The sequence below is a fragment of the Curtobacterium sp. UNCCL20 genome (assembly GCF_900101675.1).
In the GTDB taxonomy this organism is placed as follows: domain Bacteria; phylum Actinomycetota; class Actinomycetes; order Actinomycetales; family Microbacteriaceae; genus Curtobacterium.
The window spans coordinates 1-21,037 of the sequence record NZ_FNKG01000003.1; the positions used below are offsets into that span (position 1 = coordinate 1).

Annotated in this window: 13 protein-coding genes, 1 tRNA gene and 1 rRNA gene; 11 read left to right on the forward strand and 4 right to left on the reverse strand. The window is 73.2% G+C overall.

What is annotated here, in order from left to right:
- The first annotated feature begins 50 nt into the window (after positions 1-50).
- From rrf to BLT36_RS13245, 10 genes are all read left to right on the forward strand, one after another.
- A 5S ribosomal RNA gene (gene rrf, locus BLT36_RS13200) occupies positions 51-167 on the forward strand.
- Between the two features lie 79 nt (positions 168-246).
- The gene (gene gltX, locus BLT36_RS13205) at positions 247-1,734 is read left to right on the forward strand and encodes a glutamate--tRNA ligase (RefSeq protein ID WP_092095873.1); all 1,488 of its coding nucleotides are present in this window, start codon (positions 247-249) and stop codon (positions 1,732-1,734) included.
- Positions 1,735-1,826: 92 nt separating this feature from the next.
- Positions 1,827-2,753, forward strand: a complete 927-nt coding sequence (locus BLT36_RS13210; RefSeq protein ID WP_092096484.1) for an NAD(P)/FAD-dependent oxidoreductase — start codon at positions 1,827-1,829, stop codon at positions 2,751-2,753.
- A gap of 44 nt (positions 2,754-2,797) precedes the next feature.
- Positions 2,798-2,869: transfer RNA gene (locus BLT36_RS13215), tRNA-Gln, on the forward strand.
- A gap of 342 nt (positions 2,870-3,211) precedes the next feature.
- Positions 3,212-6,055, forward strand: a complete 2,844-nt coding sequence (locus BLT36_RS13220; RefSeq protein WP_092095874.1) for an alpha/beta fold hydrolase — start codon at positions 3,212-3,214, stop codon at positions 6,053-6,055.
- Between the two features lie 350 nt (positions 6,056-6,405).
- Complete coding sequence (locus tag BLT36_RS13225; protein ID WP_254787636.1) at positions 6,406-7,371, forward strand: glycosyltransferase family 2 protein; 966 nt, start codon at positions 6,406-6,408, stop codon at positions 7,369-7,371.
- A complete protein-coding gene (locus BLT36_RS13230) occupies positions 7,368-8,330 on the forward strand; it encodes a glycosyltransferase family 2 protein (protein ID WP_092095876.1) in 963 nt (320 codons plus the stop codon). The genes BLT36_RS13225 and BLT36_RS13230 overlap by 4 nt, the downstream gene beginning before the upstream one ends.
- Positions 8,327-11,965, forward strand: coding sequence for a glycosyltransferase (locus tag BLT36_RS13235; RefSeq protein ID WP_092095878.1), 3,639 nt, complete (start codon positions 8,327-8,329; stop codon positions 11,963-11,965). The genes BLT36_RS13230 and BLT36_RS13235 overlap by 4 nt, the downstream gene beginning before the upstream one ends.
- A 37-nt stretch (positions 11,966-12,002) precedes the next feature.
- On the forward strand, positions 12,003-14,393 hold the full coding sequence (locus BLT36_RS13240) for a DUF7402 domain-containing protein (RefSeq protein ID WP_175529642.1): 2,391 nt from the start codon (positions 12,003-12,005) through the stop codon (positions 14,391-14,393).
- Positions 14,378-15,364, forward strand: a complete 987-nt coding sequence (locus BLT36_RS13245; protein WP_092095882.1) for a glycoside hydrolase family 16 protein — start codon at positions 14,378-14,380, stop codon at positions 15,362-15,364. Before BLT36_RS13240 ends, BLT36_RS13245 begins: the two co-directional genes overlap by 16 nt.
- 36 nt (positions 15,365-15,400) lie before the next feature.
- Here BLT36_RS13245 and BLT36_RS13250 read toward each other — a convergent pair whose 3' ends face one another.
- From BLT36_RS13250 to BLT36_RS18785, 4 genes are all read right to left on the reverse strand, one after another.
- Positions 15,401-16,612 (reverse strand): glycosyltransferase family 4 protein, encoded by a 1,212-nt coding sequence (locus BLT36_RS13250; protein WP_139166469.1) that lies wholly within the window; start codon positions 16,610-16,612, stop codon positions 15,401-15,403.
- Positions 16,609-18,210 carry a lipopolysaccharide biosynthesis protein gene (locus BLT36_RS13255; RefSeq protein ID WP_092095886.1) on the reverse strand — a complete coding sequence of 534 codons (1,602 nt, stop codon included), beginning with the start codon at positions 18,208-18,210 and terminating at the stop codon, positions 16,609-16,611. The genes BLT36_RS13250 and BLT36_RS13255 overlap by 4 nt, the downstream gene beginning before the upstream one ends.
- Entirely contained in the window at positions 18,207-19,169 is a 963-nt protein-coding gene (locus BLT36_RS13260) for a beta-1,6-N-acetylglucosaminyltransferase (RefSeq protein ID WP_092095888.1), read from the reverse strand. Before BLT36_RS13260 ends, BLT36_RS13255 begins: the two co-directional genes overlap by 4 nt.
- 126 nt (positions 19,170-19,295) lie before the next feature.
- A complete protein-coding gene (locus tag BLT36_RS18785) occupies positions 19,296-19,469 on the reverse strand; it encodes a hypothetical protein (RefSeq protein ID WP_175529643.1) in 174 nt (57 codons plus the stop codon).
- A 157-nt stretch (positions 19,470-19,626) separates the two neighbouring features.
- On the opposite strand from BLT36_RS18785, the gene BLT36_RS13265 reads away from it, so the two are divergent.
- Positions 19,627-20,943, forward strand: coding sequence for a glycosyltransferase family 2 protein (locus BLT36_RS13265; RefSeq protein ID WP_217638313.1), 1,317 nt, complete (start codon positions 19,627-19,629; stop codon positions 20,941-20,943).
- Positions 20,944-21,037: the final 94 nt, after the last annotated feature.

Sequence of the window (21,037 nt, forward strand, 5' to 3'; positions counted from 1 at the left end):
GTGGGGAGCCGGGACAGCTTTCCTGGTTCATCGGATCAGGTCGAAGGTGTTCCGGTGGTCATAGCGAGAGGGAAACGCCCGGTCACATTCCGAACCCGGAAGCTAAGCCTCTCAGCGCCGATGGTACTGCAAGGGGGACCTTGTGGGAGAGTAGGACGCCGCCGGACTCAACGTTGCAACACCAGGGAACCCCTGACCATCCGTGGTCAGGGGTTTTCTGCGTTCACCCGGTAGGATCGAGGCGTCATGACTGCGCCATTCACCACTGCCTCCGGCTCCGATGTCCGTGTCCGTTTCTGCCCCAGTCCGACGGGCACGCCGCACGTCGGACTCATCCGCACCGCCCTGTTCAACTGGGCGTACGCGCGGCACACCGGCGGCAAGCTCGTCTTCCGCATCGAGGACACCGACGCCGCTCGTGACAGCGAGGAGTCGTACCAGCAGATCCTCGAGGCACTGCGGTGGCTCAAGCTCGACTGGGACGAGGGCGTCGAGGCCGGGGGACCGCACGGCCCGTACCGGCAGTCGGAGCGCACGGACATCTACCAGGACGTCATCGCGAAGCTCAAGGCCTCCGGGCACATCTACGAATCGTTCGTCACCCCCGAGGAGATGGAGGCGCGCAACACCGCCGCCGGTCGCGATCCGAAGCAGGGGTACGACAACCACGAGCGTGACCTGACCGAGGACGAGCGGCAGGCCTTCCGCGACCAGGGGCGCGAGCCGGCTCTGCGCCTCCGGGTGCCCGACCGCGACCTGAGCTTCGACGACCTCGTGCGCGGGGAGATCACCTTCAAGCAGGGCACCTTCCCGGACTTCGTGGTGGTCCGCCCCAACGGCAAGCCGCTGTACACGTTCACGAACCCGGTCGACGACGCCCTCATGCAGGTGACGCACGTCCTCCGCGGCGAGGATTTGCTGTCGTCCACACCGCGGCAGATCGCCCTCTACGAGGCGCTCTACGAGGTCGGCATCGCAGAGTTCATCCCGGTGTTCGGTCATCTGCCGTACGTGATGGGGGAGGGCAACAAGAAGCTCTCGAAGCGCGACCCCGAGTCGAACCTGTTCCACCACCGTGCCGCCGGCATGATCCCGGAGGGGCTCGTCAACTACCTGGCCCTGCTCGGCTGGTCGATCGGCGCCGACCGCGACGTGTTCTCGATCGATGAGATGGTCGGCGCGTTCGAGGTCTCGGACGTCAACCCGAACCCCGCCCGGTTCGACCACAAGAAGGCCGAGGCGATCAACGGGGACCACATCCGTCTGCTCGACGCCGAGGACTTCCGCGGCCGGCTCGTGCCGTACCTGTCCGAGTTCCTGTCCGACCCGGCGACCCCGGAGCAGCTCGACGTGCTGACCCGGGCTGCGCCGCTCGTGCAGGAGCGCATGCAGCTCCTCGGCGAGGCTCCCGGCATGCTCGGCTTCCTGTTCACGGCCGACGACGACCTCGTGGTCGAGGACGACGCCCTCGCGACGCTCAAGGCCGATGCCGGCGACGTGCTCCGTGCCGGCACCGCGGCGCTCGAGCCGCTCGACACCTGGACGACCGAGGCGATCGAGGGTGCGCTGCGTGCGGCGCTCATCGACGGGCTCGGCCTCAAGCCGCGTCTGGCCTTCGGTCCGCTCCGCGTGGCCGTGTCCGGTCGCCGGGTGAGCCCGCCGCTGTTCGAGTCGATGGAGATCCTCGGGAAGGACTCCACCCTCGCGCGGCTCCGTCGGCTCGCCGACCGCTGACGGACCCCACCGTGGACGCCACACCCCTACCCACCCCACACACCCCTCCCGCTCCCGCCGCCGAGCAGGTCTCCGGCCACGGTACGGGACCGCTGACGGTCGACGTGGTCGTCATCGGCGCGGGTCCGGCCGGGCTGAGCGCCGCGCTCAACCTCGTCCGGGCGAAGCGCACGGTGCTGCTCGTGGACGCGAACCGACCCCGGAACGCCGCGACCCTGCGCTCGCACGGGTTCCTGACCCGCGACGGCATCTCGCCGCTCGAACTCCGGAAGCTCGGACGCGACGAGGTCGAGGGGTACGACGAGGCGACGGTCGTGCAGGCCGTCGTCGACCGGGTGGCGCCGGACGGGGACCGCTGGAGCGTGCACGCAGCGTGGCGGGGGACCGAGGTCGAGGCCTCCGCCCGTGCGGTCGTCGTCGCCACCGGACTGCGCGAGGAGTTCCCGGCGCTGCCGATGCTCCGCGCCTTCTACGGCACGTCGGTGCACAGCTGCGTGGAGTGCGACGCGTACGACAAGGCGGGGGAGCCGCTGGCGTTCATCTGCGAGACGGACGACGTGGTCGACCGCGCGCTGCTCATCGCCTCGTGGACGGACGACCTCGTGGTGTACACGAACGACTCCGGCGTGCTCGACGACGCGGGGCGTGCGCGCCTGGCGTCGGCGGGTGTCCGCGTCGACGAACGGGCCGTGGCGGACCTCGAGGGGGACCGCTCCGGCATGACCGGCGTCCGCCTGGCCGACGGCCACGTGGAGCCCCGGACGGGCGGGTTCGTCCGTCCCCGCTGGCACGCGGACCTCGACTGGCTCCACGTCGAACCGGCGCGCGACGCCGAGGGCCTCGTCGAGGTCGACCGGTGTGGACGGACCTCCGTCCCGGGTGTCTACGCCGTGGGGGACGTGACGCCTCCCGGACCCGAGCAGCTCATCGTGGCCGCGGGGCACGGCGCCGTGACGGCCGCGGCGGTGCACCGGGACCTCGTGGGTGGTCTCACAGACCTCCGGGATGCTGTACAGTAGTTGATCGTGCCCCGGGCAACCGGGACCGAAGGCCTCCGGGCCTTTGGGGTATGGTGTAATTGGCAACACAGCGGTTTCTGGTACCGTCGTTCTTGGTTCGAGTCCAGGTACCCCAGCACTCGAGAAACAGCCCCCGGGATCTCCCGGGGGCTGTTCCCGTTTCCGGCACTCCGGCGAGATCGACACGCCCGGCGGCGCACGGAGTCGATTCGTTGCTCGCCCCCAGCCGATCCCGAGGTTGCGGGGAACCGCACGATGCCGGAGCCGCTCCGGACGCTCTGGGCGCAACCGTGCCGAGCAGCCGGACGCGCACGGCGGACGCGGCCCGCGCCTCCAGGCCCTTGCGGTTCTCCGCACCCCGGGCGACCACCCTCGCCGACCGGCCCCGTGCCGATCTACCGTCGGGGCACCGTCGCAGCTCTGCGGCGGCCCACTGACGAGCACTCGGGGGGTCTTCCGTGACCGCTGCAGAACCGCTGACCACGATCCACCGCTGGCCCCACGACGCTGCCGTGGCCGCCGCCGACGACCATTCCGTCCTGGACCGCTGGGACCGCGTCGTCGCCGCGCACGCCGACGAACCCGCGCTCGCTGGCGACGGCCGTTCGATGACCTTCGCCGAGGCGGACCGGCTCTCGCGGGGACTCGCCGAGGTCCTCGTCGAGGAACTCCTGCCGGACGACCGGAGCGGGGCCGGCGTCGGGACGGTGCCCGGGGGCGCCTCGAAGCCGATCGGGATCATGGCCGGGCAGACCACCGAAGCGGTCGTCGGGATCCTCGCCCTCGTCCGTGCCGGGCGCACCCTCGTCGTGCTCGACGACCACCTGCCGCCGGCCCGACTCGGGCACGTCGTGCAGCTCGCGGGTGTCGACGAGGTCATCGCTGACGCCGACCGCACCGCCGGTGCCGAGGCCGTCCTGGCGGAGACCGGGGGTCGGGTCCACGACCTGGCGGCGCTGCTCGAGCGTGCCGAGCGGACCGCCACCGGGGCCGGCGCAGCGACGACCGCCGGCGCCGCGACGACCGCGGGCAGCGCGACGACCGCGGGCGCAGCGACGACCCCGGGCGCAGCGACGACCGCGGGCAACGCGACGACCGGCGCCGCGCGGCGACCCGGCGACGGCGACCCGCTCGTGATCGTGTTCACCTCGGGGTCGACGGGCCTGCCGAAGGGCGTCGTGATGACCCACCGGCAGCAGCTCGAGAACACCGAGCAGGACGCCGTCGCGATCGGGCTCGCGCCGGGGGACCGGCTCGGCCTCGCGGTGCCGCTGTCCTTCGCCGCCGGGTTCCTGTTCACCTTCAGCGCGCTGCTGAACGGCGCGGTCATCGTCCTCACCGAGCCGCGTGAGCTCGGGGTCGACCGGCTCGTCCGCCGGCTCCACGACGAGGGCGTCACGTCGCTCGTCTGCACCCCGCACCTGCTCCGCTCGATCGTGGACGCGCAGGACGCCCCGGAGAAGGCGGCCGCGCGGGCGACCGGCACCCGGGTCCTCGGCGACCTCCGGTTCCTGATGACCGTCGGCGAGCCGGTCACCGGCACCGACGTCATCGCCGCGCGACCGCACCTCGGCACAGCGACGACGATCTGGAACGGTTTCGGCGCGAGCGAGATGGGCTGCGTCGCGTACGCGTCGGTCACACCCGCCGACCCGGTCCCCACCGGCGTCGTGCCGGCCGGCTGGCCGCTGCACCACAAGTCGGTCCGGGTCATCCGCGAGGACGGCTCCCCGGCTGCACCGGGGGAGACCGGCGAACTCGTCGTGGTGTCACGCGGGCTCACCGCCGGCTACTGGGGCGCCCCGGACAAGACCGCCGAGCACATGATCCCCTCGGACGACCCGGACGCGGTCCCCGCCTGGCGGCAGGGCGACCTGGCCCGGTTCGAGCCGGACGGCACGCTCGTCCTGCTCGGCCGATCCGACGACGCCGTGAAGGTCCGCGGGTACCTGGTGGAACCGAGCGAGGTCGAGGCGGCGCTCCGTGCGCTGCCCGAGGTCCACGACGCCGTCGTCACCGCGCTCGTCGCCCCGCCCGCCGTCACCCGCCTCGTCGCGTACGTCGTCGGTCGCCCCGGTCGCCGCACCCCGGCGCCCGCAGCCATCCGCCGCGCGCTGCGCGTCACGCTGCCGGAGTACATGGTGCCGGCGTCGATCGTGCCGATGGCCCAGCTGCCGCGGAACGAACGCGGCAAGGTGGCGCGTGCCGAGCTGCCCGGCGCCCCGAGCGTCGAGGCGGAGATGACCGAGGGCGAGTACGACCAGTGGGAGCTCGTCGTCGGGCAGATCTGGGCCGAGGTCCTCGGGCTGCGGGGTGTTCACCTCGACGAGGACTTCTCGGCCCTCGGCGGTGACTCGCTGACCGCGGAGGAGATGCTCGCGATCGTGCACCAGCGCCTCGGCGTCGACCTGCGCGGCTCCGACGTCCTCGAGCACCCGACCCTCCGCGCGTTCGCCCGGCGGGTCCGCTCCGGCACGAGCGCCCTGCCGAGCCACCCGGACGTCGTGAAGGTCTCCGAGGCCCGCGAGTCCGGCAACGCACCGGTGTTCTGCTTCGCGGGAGCCGGTGCCCTCGCACTGACCTTCCTGCCGCTGTCCCGCTACCTGCCGGACCGCGACGTGTACGCCTTCCAGCAGCACGCCCTCGAACACCGCGGGCTGCCGGACTGGTCGGTCGAGCGCATCGCCCGCCGCTACCTGGCACTCATGCGCATCGTGCAGCCCCGTGGCCCCTACGTGCTCGTCGGGCACTCCCTCGGCGGGCTCGTCGCCCTCGAGGTCGCCCGGCTCCTCACCGAGAGCGGCGAGCAGGTCGAGCACGTCGCCCTGCTCGACACCTACCTGCCGCGCACGAAGTCGGAGCAGGCGCGCCTGCACTTCGGCCGGATGGCGCCGAAGGAGTCGGCCAACCCGACCGTGCGCGCCGTCCGGAAGAGCGTCGACCGGCTGGCGCGTCGCGTGATGCCGGCGGGCGTGCCCTACGGGCAGCAGGCCGCGAAGCGGTTCCGTGCGTACACGGTCGGCGTGCTGCGGTACAGCGGGCAGAAGGGCTTCGACGCCTTCTTCGACCAGGCCGAGATCATGACGCGGCGGCACGACCCGACGCCGTTCGCCGGCTCGTCGACGTACGTCGTCGCGGACGGGAACCCGGACGCCGAGGGCTGGTCGGCGTACCTCCGCGGGGACAACCGCACCATCCGGATCGCTGCGGAGCACACGTCGCTCCTCCGCGAGCCGCACGTCGCGCAGCTCGCAGCGGAGCTGCGCGCCGCCCTCGCCCCGGAGGCCGCCCCCACCGAGTGAGACGGGGGTCCGACCGGACCGGACGACGGCCTGGAGGCGCGGTGCCAGCCGGCACCGCGCCTCCAGGCCGTCGTCGCGTGCGTCCTCGGGCCGCACCCGCTGCACCGTTGCGGGTTTCCGTATCCACGCCCGGGGGTCCGCAAGGGACCGCACACCGCATTGACCCCCACCCCGCCCCCAGCGAGGGTTGGTCCGCGGGGAGAGACGTACCCACTCGACCCGCACCCGGTGGCGTCGTACCCGCGCCCCGCCGGCACCCGTGACCGGCGTACCCCGTCGCCACGGTCCGCACCGGGGTTCTGCCGGACCTCCGAGCGACCCGAACGCACCCTGAACCCGACAGGAGCACCATGTCCGTCACCACCGTCCGACCGAGGGACCCGAGGGTCTCCGTCGTCATCCCGGCCCGCAACGAGGCCCGGAACCTGGAGATCATCCTCCCGAAGCTGCCGCCCGTGTACGAGGTCATCCTCGTGGACGGCCACTCCGTCGACGACACCGTGGCCACGGCCCAGCGGCTCCTCCCCGACATCCGCGTCGTGCACCAGACCCGGAAGGGCAAGGGCAACGCGCTCGCCTGCGGCTTCGAGGCCGTCACCGGCGACGTCGTCGTCATGTTCGACGCGGACTGCTCCGCCGACCCGGACGAGATCCCGCGCTTCGTGCAGGCGCTCGTCGACGGCGCCGACGTCGCGAAGGGCACCCGCTACGCCCACGGCGGCGGGAGCGACGACATCACGATCCTCCGCAACCTCGGCAACCGCGGCCTGAACGTGCTCTGCAACGTCATCCTCGGCACCCGGTACAGCGACCTCTGCTACGGCTACAACGCCTTCTGGGCGGACGTCCTGCCGAAGATCGGGCTGCTCTCCTCGACGCTGCCCCGTCCGGCCGACGGCTCGATGCTGTGGGGCGACGGGTTCGAGATCGAGACCGTGCTCACCTGCCGTTGGTCGGCGGCCGAGCTCGCCATCGAGGAGGTCCCGAGCCACGAGAAGCTCCGCGTGCACGGCCAGAGCAACCTCAACGCCGTCACCGACGGGATCCGGGTGCTGAAGTCGATCATGCACGAGCGTCGTCGTGCCGCACAGGGCCGTGCTCGTGCGCGCGTCGCCACGATGTCCGGCGGGGGGACCGCGCTGTCCGGCGGGGTCGCCGCCGCACCGATCGCCGGGTCCCCGGTGTCGCCGGTGACGGGTTCGCCGGTGACGGGTTCGCACGTGTCCGGTGGACCGGTGGCCGCGTCGACGCCCGTGGCCGCGTCGTCGCCCGTTGCCGCGTCGACGGTGCCCGCGCTCGAGGGGGACGCCGCGTGACGAGTGTCGCCGTCGTGATCTGCGCGTACACGCAGCAGCGATGGGGTGACCTGCAGGACAGCGTCGAGTCCGCCAAACGCCAGCCGGAGGCCCCGGAGGTGGTCGTGGTCATCGACCACGAGCCCGAGCTCTTCGCCCGTGCCGCCGCCCGCTGGCCGGAACTGCGCGTCGTCGAGAACAGCGAGGACCGCGGCCTGTCCGGAGCGCGGAACACCGGGGTCGCCCTGACCGAGGCCGACGTCGTCGCGTTCCTCGACGACGACGCCACCGCGGACGAGGACTGGCTCGGCCACATGCTCACCGCGCTCGAGGACCCCGACGTCATGGGCGTCGGAGGCCGAGCCACGCCGTCGTGGCCGGACGCCACCGGAGCGGGTCCGTACACGGACGAGCTGCTCTGGATCGTCGGCTGCAGCTACCGCGGCCTGCCCGAGACCGCGGGCGACGTCCGCAACGTCATCGGGTCGAGCATGGCGTTCCGGCGCGAGGCCATCCTGCTCGCCGGTGGGTTCCGCTCCGGGATCGGCCGGGTCGGCAACCAGCCGCTCGGCTGCGAGGAGACCGAGATGTGCATCCGGATCGCCCAGGCGCGTCCGGGCGCGCGGATCCGGCACGAACCCCGCTCGAACGTCTCGCACCGGGTCTCCCCGGACCGCGTGACCATGCGGTACCTCCGTCGCCGCAGCTACTACGAGGGCATCTCGAAGGCCGTGCTGAGCCGGCGCGTCGGCACCGGCGACTCGCTCTCGAGCGAACAGACCTACCTGACGAAGGTGCTGCCCGGCGCCCTGGTGCGCGAGCTCCGTGCGGTCGGGCGTGGCGGCGGGAAGCACGCCGTCGCGATCGTCGTGTCCGTGGTGTCGACGATCACCGGCTACGCGGTGGGACGCCTGCTCGGCAGCGTCGTCGTCACCGCCCCGGCGGACCGCGTCGCACGTCGTCCGGTGGTGACACCGTGACCCGCGCGACCCTGGCGATGGTCGTCTCGCCGATCGTCACCGGCCCCCTCGCCCCGACGTGGGACGGGGCCCTGTGGGTCGGCGAGATCGACCGCGCCGACGTGCACGCGTCCAGCCACCGCGAGGTCATCGCACTCGCGGGCGCCGAGGGGTACCGGCGGGCCCGGCTGCTGGTCCGCGACCACGGCGAGCCGCTCGGGTTCGTCGAGGCGGAGATCACCGACCGGCGCCGCATCGGTCCGACGATCGACGTCCGCACCCTCCAGCGAGCGATCCGGCCGATGCCGGCACCCGAGCGACGGCCGGCAGCAGGTCAGGACCTGCCGTCCGTCACCGTGGTGCTCTGCACCGACGGCGCTGCGGGGGAGACGATGCGCTCGGTGCTCGCGAACGGGCACCCGTCGTTCGACGTCATCGTGGTGTCGCGCGCGGCCGACGAGGCCGTCCCGACCACCGTGCTGATCGGCGGTCGCGCGGTCACGACGATCGCGGCTCCCGCCGGCGGTCTGGCCGCAGCGCGGAACGCGGGACTCCTCGCCGCGACCGGGGACGTCGTCGCGTTCGTCGACGAGGGCGCCGTGGTGGACGCCGGCTGGCTCGAGGCGCTCGCGTCCGCGTTCGTCGCCGACCGCGACGTCGCGTGCGTCACCGGCCTGGTGCCGACCGCCGAGCTGCGCACCCCCGCGCAGCGCTGGCGCGACGACCGCACCGTCACCGCTCGGACCGTCCGTCGTCGCGTGCACCGCCTCGCCGACGACGAGTCGGAGTACGACGGATCAGCCCGTCACCCCTTCGCCGCCGCCGAGTACGGCAGCGGCGCCAACCTCGCCGTGCACCGGGCCACCGCGCTCGGGATCGGCGGCTTCGACACCGCGTTCGGACGCGGCACCCGGGTCGGCGGTGGCGACGACCTCGACCTCTTCACACGACTGCTCGTCGCCGGATCCGCGATCGCCGTCGAACCCGCCGCGATCGCGTGGCAGCGGACCCCGGACGACGTCGCGTCGCTCCGGGCCGCCGCCGCCGCACACGGCCACGGACTCGGAGCCTGGATGACCAAGAACGCCCTCGACCGCGACACGCTCGCCGCCACGGTCGACGCCCTCCCCGATGCCGCCAGTGCGTTCGCACGGCTCGGCCTCGAGCAGGGTGACCCCGCCGCCGACATCGACCGGGACGGCACGGACCACGCAGCGTCGGAACGCACCGCCTCGGGTGAACTCGGTCCGTCGGCGTCCGAGGGGACCGACGCCGTGTCGACGGAGTTCGCCGTCACCGCCCACCGTCTGCGCGGGGTCGAGCGCCGCTCGGTCCTGACCGCACCCGCCCTGGCGCTCCGGGAGCGCCTCGGCGGCGCCGGCACGATCGACCGGACCGAACGCGGACGTCACGAGCTCCAGCGCGGCCTCGACACCGCCGGACCGACCCGCTCGAGCACGCCGGGCGCGATGGGTCCGGTCGCACGCCTCGTCGCCGCCGGGCTGCCCGTGGCGACGCTCGTCGTCGCGGCGCTCGGCGTCGCCCTCGGGCTGCCGGTGCTCCGGGCGAGCGCGATCGGCGTGTTCCTCTTCGCCCTCCTCGGCGTCGCACCGCTGCTGCTCGTCCGCCCGATGCCGCTCGCCCGGTTCGCGGTCCTCGCGGTCACCGGCTCGCTGGTCGGCACCATCGCCATCGGGTACACGATGGCCACGTTCCACATCTGGGCGCCGACGGTGCCGTTCGTCGCGGTCGTCGTGCTCACCGCCGCCGCCGTGACGGTCACCGTGCCCCGCGACCTCGCCGAGCTGCGCCGCGTCCGGCTGGTGCGCCCCGCCGTGGCATGGCGCTGGGACACCACCGCCACGGTGACCGCGATGTCGATCGGCGGGCTCCTCGTCGTCGTCGGCGCCGCCCTCACCCACATCGGCGACCCGGTCCCCGCGGGGCTCTTCGGCTCGCTCGGCCCCGGCCTCGTCATCGGCCTCGCCGTGGTCGTCACGGCAGCCGTCGTCGCGCTGGTCCGCGGTCGCGGGCTCGCCGTCCCCGTGGTCGTGCTCGGCGGCGTGATCCAGCTGGCGCAGGCCATCACGTACGGCGTCCCGACCGTGATGGCGGCGGCGCGGCACATCGGCGTCCTGGAGTACATCCGCACCTACGGCGGCACCAACCCCGCCGCGGACATCTTCCAGACCTGGTCGGGCTTGTTCGCCGGCGGAGCCTGGGTCGCCGACGTCGGCGGGATCGCGAACGCGATGCTCATCGCCGCGTGGGTGCCCGTGCTGCTCGCGTTCTCCACCACGATCGCCGTGGGCGTGCTCGCGGCCCACTGGCTGCCGGGCGACCGTCGGCCGTGGATCGCGGCGTTCCTCACCGCGATGACCGCCTCGCTCAACACGACGTACTTCTCGCCGCAGTCGACGGGGATCCTGCTGTCCATCGCGATCCTCGTGCTCGCGACCGGGCAGCTGCGGACGACCGGCGCGCTGCCGGGGCTCGGGTCGGCGTCGGCGTCGGCGTCGGCGTCGGCGTCGGGTTCGGCGTCGCCGACGCCCAAGCCGCGCGCCCGTCGCGTCGGTCTCTCGCGGCTCGTCGCGATCGCCGGCATCAGCATCGTGCTCGCCGTGACGCACCAGATCTCGCCCTACCTCACGGTCGCCGCGCTGACGGTGCTCGTCGTCTTCAAGCTCACCCGGCCGTGGTGGCTGCCCGCCGTGGTCCTCGTGCCCGCCGTGGTGTTCGCCGTGATGAACGGCAGCGTCCTCGACCGGTTCCTGTCGCTCGCCGCGGTCGGACGGGTGCTCGACAACGTGCAGCCGCCGTCGCACGACATGACGGTCCTGCCGAAGCCGCTCGTCACCGGGCTCGCGTTCGACGTGCCGGCGGCCGCGCTCGTCCTGGTCGGACTCGTCGCGCTCCTGACCGTGCTGCTCCGCCGCGACCGGGTGCACTGGGCGCTCCTCGTCGCGGCCGGCAGTCCGGTCTCGCTGCTCGTCGCCACGAACTACGGCCAGGAGGGCATCTTCCGCGTCGTCCTGTTCGCCACCCCGTGGCTCGCCGTCCTCGCCGCGGCGCTGCCGATGCCGACCGGCCGTCTCGCCTGGGCGGGCTCCGTCGTCCGCACCGTGATGCGTCCCACGGCCGTCCGCTTCGCCGTCGCCGGGCTGGCGATCACCGCGTTCGTCGCGATCGGGGCGTTCGGGCAGACCGCGCTGGACTGGAACCGCGTGATGACCAGGAGCCAGTCCGAGGCGACGCAGCTGTACGACCGCACCGCGCCGAAGGGGTCGATCATGCTCCTCACCGGTTCCGCCAACGCCGTGCCGAGCAACACCGGCGCGCGCTACTTCGACGTCTCGTACCTGACCCGCGAAGCCCTCGGCCCCTACCCCGACCCCACCGGCGGCTACGACGCCGAGACCGACGTCTCCGACATGACGCGCGGGCTGGTCGAGAACTGGTCCGCCACGAAGTACTACGCGCTCGTCGCCGAGCCGTTCGGCGCCTACGACGCCCGCTACGGGTACCAGAGCGATGCCGACTACCAGCAGCTCGCGACCGCGATGGCGTCGTCGCCGTACTGGAAGCGGATCTGGTCCTCGGGCACCACGGCGATGTACGAGCTCACCCCGGAAGGACTCCGTCATGCGACCACATGACCCCAGTCGGCCACGGCGGACACGGCGCACGATCGCCGTGTCCGCCGCGGCCGTGTTCGCGACCATCGCGGCGGTCCTCGTCGGACCGAACCTCGTCGTGTCGGCTGCACAGGCCGCCACGACGGCGGACTGCAGCGCCGGGCGGGTGCTCAACGTCGTCGCGCACCCCGACGACGACCTGCTCTTCCAGGGGACCGCGCTCCGGAAGGACATCGACGCGGGACGCTGTGTGCGCTCCGTGGTCCTCACCGCCGGGGACGCCGGGTACGACCCCTCGTACTGGCAGAGCCGGCAGACCGGGCTGCAGGCCGCCTACGCGAAGATCGCGGGCGTCGCATCGACGTGGACGACGAGTTCGCTCGTCATCGCGGGACACACCCTGCACGCCACCACCCTGACCACCGACCCCAAGGTGAGCATGGTGTTCCTCGAGCTGCCGGACGGCAACGTCGAGGGCAACGGCTTCTGGGCCGACGGCTACCAGAGCCTCCAGCGGCTCTACACCGGTGACACCAGCACGATCAGCACGGTCTCCGGCGCGTACCACAGCGAGACGTACACGCTGGCTCAGCTCACGGCCACCCTGCTCGGCATCGTGCGGGACTACGCCCCGACCGACATCCACACGCTCGACTACGGCGGCTCCTACGGCGACGGCGACCACAGCGACCACCACACCGTCGCGTACCTGACGAACGAGGTGCAGACGCAGTACAGCGGCAGCCACTCCTTCGCCGGGTACATGGGGTACCCGATCGCGGATCGGCCGTCGAACCTGACCGCCGCCCAGACGAGCGCGAAGGCCGACGCGTTCTACACGTACGCGGCCCAGGACCCCCTGACCTGTGCCTCGGCCGACGCGTGCGCGAGCCGCCCGGAGTCGTCGTGGCTCAGCCGGCAGTACACCGTCGGGTCGACGGTACCGACCCAGCCGACCGACCCGAACCGGGTCGACGTGACGGGCGGCGCGACGGTGACCGCCAGCGCCGAGAACCCGGCCGACGGCCAGACCGCGCAGAAGGCCGTCGACGGGGTCGTCAGCGGCTACCCGGACGCACCGACCGCCGAGTGGGTGGCACCGTCCGGTCGTGCCGGCACCTGGATCCAGCTGAACTGGTCCGGTGGGACCACGCTCTCCGAGATCGACCTGGCAGACCGGCCGAACGCCGCGGACCAGGTCACCGGCGGGACGCTCACCTTCTCCGACGGCTCGAGCGTCGCGGTGCCGTCGCTGCCGAACGGCGGCGCACTGCAGCCCGTCACGTTCAGCGCCCGCCAGGCCACCTGGGTCCGGTTCACGGTGACGTCGGTGAGCGGGTCGACCGAGAACACCGGGCTCGCCGAGATCCGCACCTTCGGGCCGGCCGGCACCACACCGCCGACGACGACACCGCCGACGACGACCCGCACCGACGTGACGAGCGGCGCCGCGGTGTCGGCGAGCGCGGAGAACGCGGCCGACGGGCAGACGGCGGTGAAGGCCGTCGACGGTGTCGTCAGCGGCTACCCGGCCAACCCGAGCGCCGAGTGGGTCGCACCCGGCGGGCGGTCGGGGACGTGGATCCAGCTGACCTGGCCCTCGTCGACGACGCTGACCGAGATCGACCTGGCGGACCGGCCCAACACCACCGACCAGGTCACGGGCGGGAAGCTGACGTTCTCGGACGGTTCGAGCGTGACGGTGCCGTCGCTGGCGAACACCGGGACGCTGCAGGCCGTGACGTTCAGCTCGCGGAAGGTCACCTGGGCCCGGTTCACCGTGACGTCGGTGAGCAGTGGGACGCAGAACGCCGGGCTCGCCGAGATCCGGGCGTTCGGGACGGCCGGCAGCACGACGCCGACGCCGACGCCGACGCCGACGCCGACTCCGACGCCGACTCCGACGCCGACGCCGACGCCGACTCCGACGCCGACGCCCACGCCGACGCCGACGCCGACGCCGACGCCGACGCCGACTCCGACCCCGACCCCGACGCCCACGCCGACCCCGACGCCCACGCCCACGCTGTCCGACGTCACCGCGGCCGCGAAGGCGACCGCGAGCAATGACAACCCGGCGGACGGCCAGACCGTCGCGAAGGCGGTCGACGGCGTGGTCTCCGGCTACCCGGCGAACCCGTCCGCCGAGTGGGTCGCACCGGCGGGCCGGACCGGCGTGTGGATCCAGCTCGACTGGACGAGTGCGGTGGCCCTCCAGCGGATCGTCCTGTACGACCGACCGAACAGCGCCGACCAGATCACGGGCGGCACGCTGACGTTCTCGGACGGCACGAAGGTGACCGTCGGATCGCTCCCGAACGACGGGACCGCGAAGACGATCGACTTCACCGCGCGGAAGGTCACGTGGGTCCGCTTCACCACGACCACCGTCTCGAAGACCACGGTGAACGCCGGCCTCTCGGAGGTGCGCGCGTGGACGACGAGCTGAGCCCGTCCCTCTCGGGCGACGCCGCTTCGGCACACGGAGCGGCCCCGGCGCACGGCGCCGGGGTCGCCCGGCACGGCGGACCCGTCCGACGTGCCGGCCGTCGCATCGCGCTCGCTGCGGGCGCCCTGGTGATCGCCGCGGGTGCGGTCGCGGCCACGAACGCCGTCCCACCGCCGGACGCCGTCGACCCGAGCGGTGTGACCATGCCGACGAGCGACGGCGGCGGGTGGGAGCGCGCCTTCTCGGAGGACTTCGCCGAGAGCACCCCGACGGGGCAGTTCGAGTCGCAGTACGCCGACCGGTTCTCCGTCTACCACGGCTTCGCCGACACCGCGGGGACGGGCAGGTACCAGGCCTCGACCCTCACGGCGCACGACGGTGTCCTCGACATGCGGCTCCGGACCACGGAGGACGGCACGCCGCTCGCCGGTGGCGTGGTGCCGCTCGTCGACGGGCAGTGGGGCGGGCAGACCGCCGGCCGCTACAGCATCCGGATGAAGAGCGACGAGGTCGACGGGTACGGGGTCGCGGTGCTGCTCTGGAGTGACGAGAACGTCTGGGCGGACGGCGAGGTCGACTTCCCGGAGGGCGCGCTCGGCGCCCCCGCGTTCCTCAACGTCCACTGCCTGCAGGACCCGGCGGAGAAGTGCGTGCAGCACGAGACCGACGCGTCGCTCGCGGACTGGCACACCTACACGATCGAGTGGACGCCGGTCCGGATGTCGTTCCTCGTCGACGGGAAGGTGATCGGCACGACCACCGAGAGCATCCCCGTCTCGCGCATGCACCTCGTCGTGCAGGCCGGGTCGAACGACGGCCGGCCGCCGCGGGACGCCGACGGGTCGCTGCTCATCGACTGGATGACCATCGACGTGCCGGCCGACGGCGCTGAGCCCCCGGCGACCCTGCCGTCCGACGGTGCCACGGCGCCCGCGGAGGGCACCTGGACACCGGACAGCCCGGGGAACTGAGCGGGGAGCGGAGCCGACATAGGGAGCGCGCGCCGGTCAGCGGCGCGCGTGCTCCTCGAGCGCCCGCAGGAGGGCGTCGACGTGCGGTGCCCGTCCGTACCGTTCCTGCACCCAGGTGCGCCCGCGAGCGCCGAGGGAGGGGTCGAGCACGGCTTCCTCGAGCGTGTCGAGCACCTTCTCGGCCAGCGCGTCGGTGTCCTCCGGGTCGACGGTGAAGCGGGTCCACTCGTCGGCGAGGATCTCGCCGGTGCCGCCGGACGCCGCAGCGACCACGGCGCGGCCGGCCGACATCGCCTCGACCACGACACGACCGAAGCCCTCCGGCTCGATCGACGGCGCCACCACCAGGTCGGCGGCGTGCAACAGGGGGACGACGTCGTCCCGCTCGGGAGCGACGAGGACGGACCCCTCGGGGAGCGCGGCGATCGCGCGCTGCACGGCGTCAGCCTCGTCCGGGTAGAGCGCACCGGCGAGCACGAGGAGCGGCGCCCGTCGCGGGGAACCGGCCACCGGGGGAACGGTGTGGGGGAGGCGGGCGTCGGCCGTCGCGAGGACGCGACCCCATGCCTCCAGGAGTGCGAGGACCCCCTTCGACCGCGAGAGGCGGCCGTAGTAGAGGACCGTCGGAGTGGCGTCGTCGATGCCGAGCGCGACCCGCGCCTCGTGGACCGTCGCCGGCGTCGCCGGCGGGAACGCGTCGGTGTCGACGCCGTTGGGGACGACGGTGATGCGGTCGGTGGGTGCGCCGGCGTCCGCCCAGGCCGCGGCCATCGCGTGCGACACGGCGAAGAACTGCGTCCGACCGCCGGCGATCGGGCCGAGACGGGCGTAGTTCGGGGCGTGGTGGAGGTGCACCGCCAGGGGGACGCCGGACACCATCGAGACGACGCGGCCGAACGGCAGGTACTCGGGACGGTTCAGCCAGAGCACGTCGAGGTGGGAGCGACGGAGCCGGAGCCCTTCGCGGGCGAAGCGCCAGGCGTCGCGGAGGGCGGTGCGGAGCCCGAAGCGGTAGTCCGCCATCGGCACCAGCGGGACGCCCATCTCCTCGAACGGCTCGTGGCCCTCACCCGCGCGCGGCACGCCCGCCTCGCGGTACCAGACCTCCACGTCGTGGCCGGCGGCGACGAGCTCGCGGGTGTCCTCGAGGACGCAGCGCTCGAGTCCGCCGGTGATCGCGAGGCCCGCGGTCATCACCCCGACGCGGAGTGGCCGCGTGCGGTCGGACGGACGACCTCTCCTGGTCACGACGACCCTCCCCGTGCGGCTCGCAGGCGGCGGAGGAACCACGGCATGCACGCGAGGACCCCCGCGACCCGGAACCAGTTCCACAGGGTGTCCTGCGGCACGAACAACGACGCGCCGGCGACGACCAGCGCGGCGGCCACCGGCAGGATGATGCGGAGGCCCGGCCCACGCCACTCCCGACGGTCGGACAGCGCGAACAGCTGCATGGCGGCCAGTACGACGTAAGCGACGACCGTGGAGACCGCCGCACCCGCGATGCCGAGGACCGGCACGAGCAGCAGGTTCGCCCCGATGTTGACCGCACCCGCGATCGCGGCGATCACACCGACCGCGACCCCACGTCGTTTGATCAGGAGCAGTCGGCCGGTCGCACCGCTCGCCACCACCGGGAAGGCGGTGACCGCGACGATGAACACCACGACGGTGAGCTCGTGCACGCGGTACGACGCCGGGGCGAGGATCGGCAGTGCGACCGGGGACACCAGCGTCACGGCGAGGAGGACCGGACCGAGCATCCGGTACAACTCGTTGCGCGAGTGCATCGCCAGCTCGCGGCGGGCGACGGCGTCCCGGAGCGCAGCGAAGTGCGGCGCCCACGCCTGGTTCGTGAAGCTCAGGAGCAGGATGACCGCGGAACCGACGACGTAGGCGATCTGGTAGCGCGCGACCTCCTCCGGGCCGAGGAGGCGCTGCACGACGACGCGGTCACCGGCGTTGAGCACGAAGTAGGACAGGTTCCCGAGGGCGATCGGGATGCCGAGCTTGAACGCCCGGGCCGTGGTGGCACCGTCGAACAGACCGGCGAGGCGCGGGCGGGTGGCGGCGATCCCGATGACCATCGCCACGCCCTGCGCGACCACGCCGCCCCAGGCGTACGTGGTGGCGTCGGCGTGCACCAGCGTCAGCAGCCCGAGACCGATGATCGAGCCGCCGATCGAGGACAGCAGGCTCGTCACCGCGAAGACCTTGATTCGGTCCTGGGCGACGAGGAGTGCGAGGGAGATCTGCACGATCGCCGCCGGGCCGGTCCAGAGCACCGCGACGAGGAGGAGCGGGTGCTCGCCGACGAAGCCGGCGGCGTCGCCCCAGACCGGGATCGTGGTGAGCGCGATGACGGTGATGATGCTCGCCGTGATCATCCCGACGGCGAGCAGCCCGCGGGCTCGGGTGTCGTTGCCGTCCTCCGCACGCTGCAGGACCGAGGCCTGGTCGATGCCGGCCACCGCCAGGACCACGAGCGCCTGGTACAGCGCGATGGCCGAGGCGAGGACACCGAACTCCGCCGGGGGCATGAGGTGCGCGAGGACGGGGGAGATGAGCGACGAGACGACGAGCTGCATCGACCAGACGACGACGTACAGCAGACCACGGCCGAACAGGACCGAGGCGCCCTTGCGGACGGCGACGCTGCCGGTGTCCAGGGACTCGGGGACGGGGGCGGCGGACGGGTCGATGCCGACCTCGAGCGCGTCGGCGGCGGCGAACGTCGGGTCGGCTGCACCGAACGCGGGGTCGGCGGCGGTGAACGTCCGGTCGGCGGCGAGCGCGTCGGCCTCCCGGGCGGCGCGGGCCTCGCGCCGGGTCTGCGGGACGGTCACGGTGCGACCACCCCCGGAGCGCCGGACGCGACGCCGGACGGCGACACGCCGAGCCGAGCCGAGCCGGACGGCGCCACGCCCTCCCGCAGGCCGAACGCGGCGTCGACCACGTCGAGCAGGTCCGAGCTCCGGTCCGTCGAGAACTTCCGCGCGAACACGTGCGGCACGTCCACGTCCGGCATGGTGCGGCGTTCGAGGAGTGCTCCGGCGTCCGCGGTGGTCAGCCACGGCGGGCTCTTCCGGGCGGTGCCGTCCCACCCGATCCACCACAGCCCGTGCGGCACGTGCTCGTCCGCGAAGCCCGGGGCCAGTGCGGGCGTGCTCAGCACGGACGGCACGAAGGTCTCGTCCGCCACCCAGGTGCGGCGCCAGAACCGGACGAGGTCGGGACGCTCGTCGACGGTGGCGACGACGGCCGCCGCGTGCCGCCGCGCGAGGACCTTGAGCTGCGAACCGCCCGCGAACACGACGTCGCGCGGCACCCGTCGGGGGACCGGCAGGCGCAGCATCTGCTTCCGCCACGCCCAGTGCCGGTACCTGATCCGTGCGACACCGCCGTCCCGGCCCCAGTCGCTGTACGGGAGCGGGTTCGCAGCGATGAACGACTCCTCGGGGTGCGCGGCGAGGAGCGCCCGGATCTCGTCCGGGTGGGCGAGGGGGTAGTCGCTGCCGGTGAGGACGGCGACGTGCGAGACGTCCGTCGTCGCGAGGGCGGTCCGGTACCCCTCGACCTCGGCGGCGACGTTCTCCCACTTCGCCCAGCCGGTCCGGATCCGGGGGAGCAGGCGGACGCGGTCGGGCAGGTCTGCGGTCATCGCCAGGAACACGGACTCCGGCGTGCGCGCGTCGCAGTGCAGGAACACCGGGAACGGGTCGAGCGCCTCGACGAGTCGGCGCACGTGCTGCGGGTCCTCGTGGGCGAGGACGATGCACGCGAGCGGCGCGGGGGAGATGGCCATGGACGCGACGCTAACCGCGCCGTTCCGGGGCGGACAAGGCGGTCACGGGGCCTCTGCGGGGAAGCGGCGGTTTCCCGCACCGAGGGTGTTCCGCGGGCCGTCGTCCGCGCGCTCAGGCCCCGCTGATCAGCGTTTCTTCCGGAACTTCGGGCAGTCGCAGAGTGCGCAGTCGGAACCCGGCCGGTAGTGCTCGTGCGTTTCTCGCACGTGGCCGCAGACGCACGTCACCGTGTCGACCACGAGGACGGTCCGTTCCGAGGGGAGGACGTCGCCGAGCTCGGTCGTGGGGCCCAGCGGCATTCGTCCTCCTCGTGCCCGGCGTGCTGCCGCCGGTTCGTCCCCCGATCCTACGGGGCGACGGGGGTGCGGTGGCGGCAAACCGCAAGAGGGACGACCGTCGCCGCAACCCCGGAGGGCCACCGTTGACCGGTCCGGAACGCCACCGGAGCATCGGAACATGACCGACTACCAGGCCACCACCGCCCGCGTGCTCATGCTCGCACCCGCGATGCCGTCGCCCGACGCCCCCACCTGGGCCGGCGCGGCCTGGGTCGGCGCCGTCGACCGGCAGGAGGCGCTCGCCGCCTCCGCCGTCGAGCTCGCCGGTGCACAGGGGTTCCGCCGGGCACGCCTCCTCGTCCGCGACGGACGTGAGGTCGCGGGCTTCGTCGACGTCGCCGTCGACGCGGGTGGGGACGTGGACCCGGCCGAGCTGGGACGGGCGCTCCGCGAACTGCGCACCACGCGCCTCCCGGCCGCACCCACCGGCGCGCCCGTCGGACTGGTGTCCGTCGTCATCGGCACCCGCGACCGCCCCGAGGACCTGCGCCGCTGCGTCCGCTCCGTGCTGGCGTCCGCCTACGACGACTTCGAGGTCTTCGTCGTCGACAACGCGCCCACCACCTCCGCGACACGCGACGTGGTCGCCGCGATCGGCGACCCGCGTGTGCACTACGTCCTGGAGGCCCGACCCGGCGTCTCACGGGCACGGAACGCCGGTCTCGCCCTCGCGTCAGGAGCCGTGGTCGCCTTCGTCGACGACGACGTGGTCGTCGACCGGCACTGGCTCGCGGCGCTCGCCGACGCGTACGCCCGCGACGCGGACGTCGTCTGCGTGACCGGACTCGTGCCGAGCGGGGAGCTCCGGACCCCCACGCAGCGGTACTTCGACGAGCGTGTGACCTGGGCGCGGAACCTGGAGCGCCGGGTGTTCCGCACCGCGGCGCCCCCGGCGGACCTGCCGCTCTTCCCGTTCTCCGTCGGCGCGTTCGGCACCGGCGCGAACATGTCCCTCCGCCGTTCCGCAGCGATCGAGCTCGGCGGCTTCGACGTCGCCCTCGGCCCGGGCACCCCCGCACGCGCCGGCGAGGACCCGGATCTCTTCACCCGCGTGCTGTTCTCCGGCGGGGCACTCGCCGTGGAACCGTCCGCCGTCGTGTGGCACAAGCACCGCCCCGACCGGGCCGCACTCCGGTCGCAGGCCCTCGGGTACGGGACCGGGCTCGGGGCGTGGGTTGCGAAGCTGATGCTGCAGCCGCGGACCGCGCTCGCCGTGCTGCGGCGGGCGGTCGGTGCGCTGCGGCAGCTCGGTGCGCTCGGGCAGGGCTCTGGCGGGGCCGGTGCGGATCAGGTGTCCGCCGCGGTGGACGTCGTGGGCGGGTGGCCCGTCGACGAGGCGTTCCTCGAGGCGACGGCCGGACTCAAGCGGGTCGAGCTCGTCGCGGCGCTCGGCGGGCCGTGGCGGTACCTGCGGGGGCGGCGCGCGGCGCGGTAGGGCGCCCGCCTTCGGCGCTCGTCGTCGGCGCCGTCGGCGGCGCGCGCGTTCCGTGCGTCGTGTCGGTTGCATGCGTGTGCAAGTGGCGACAAAG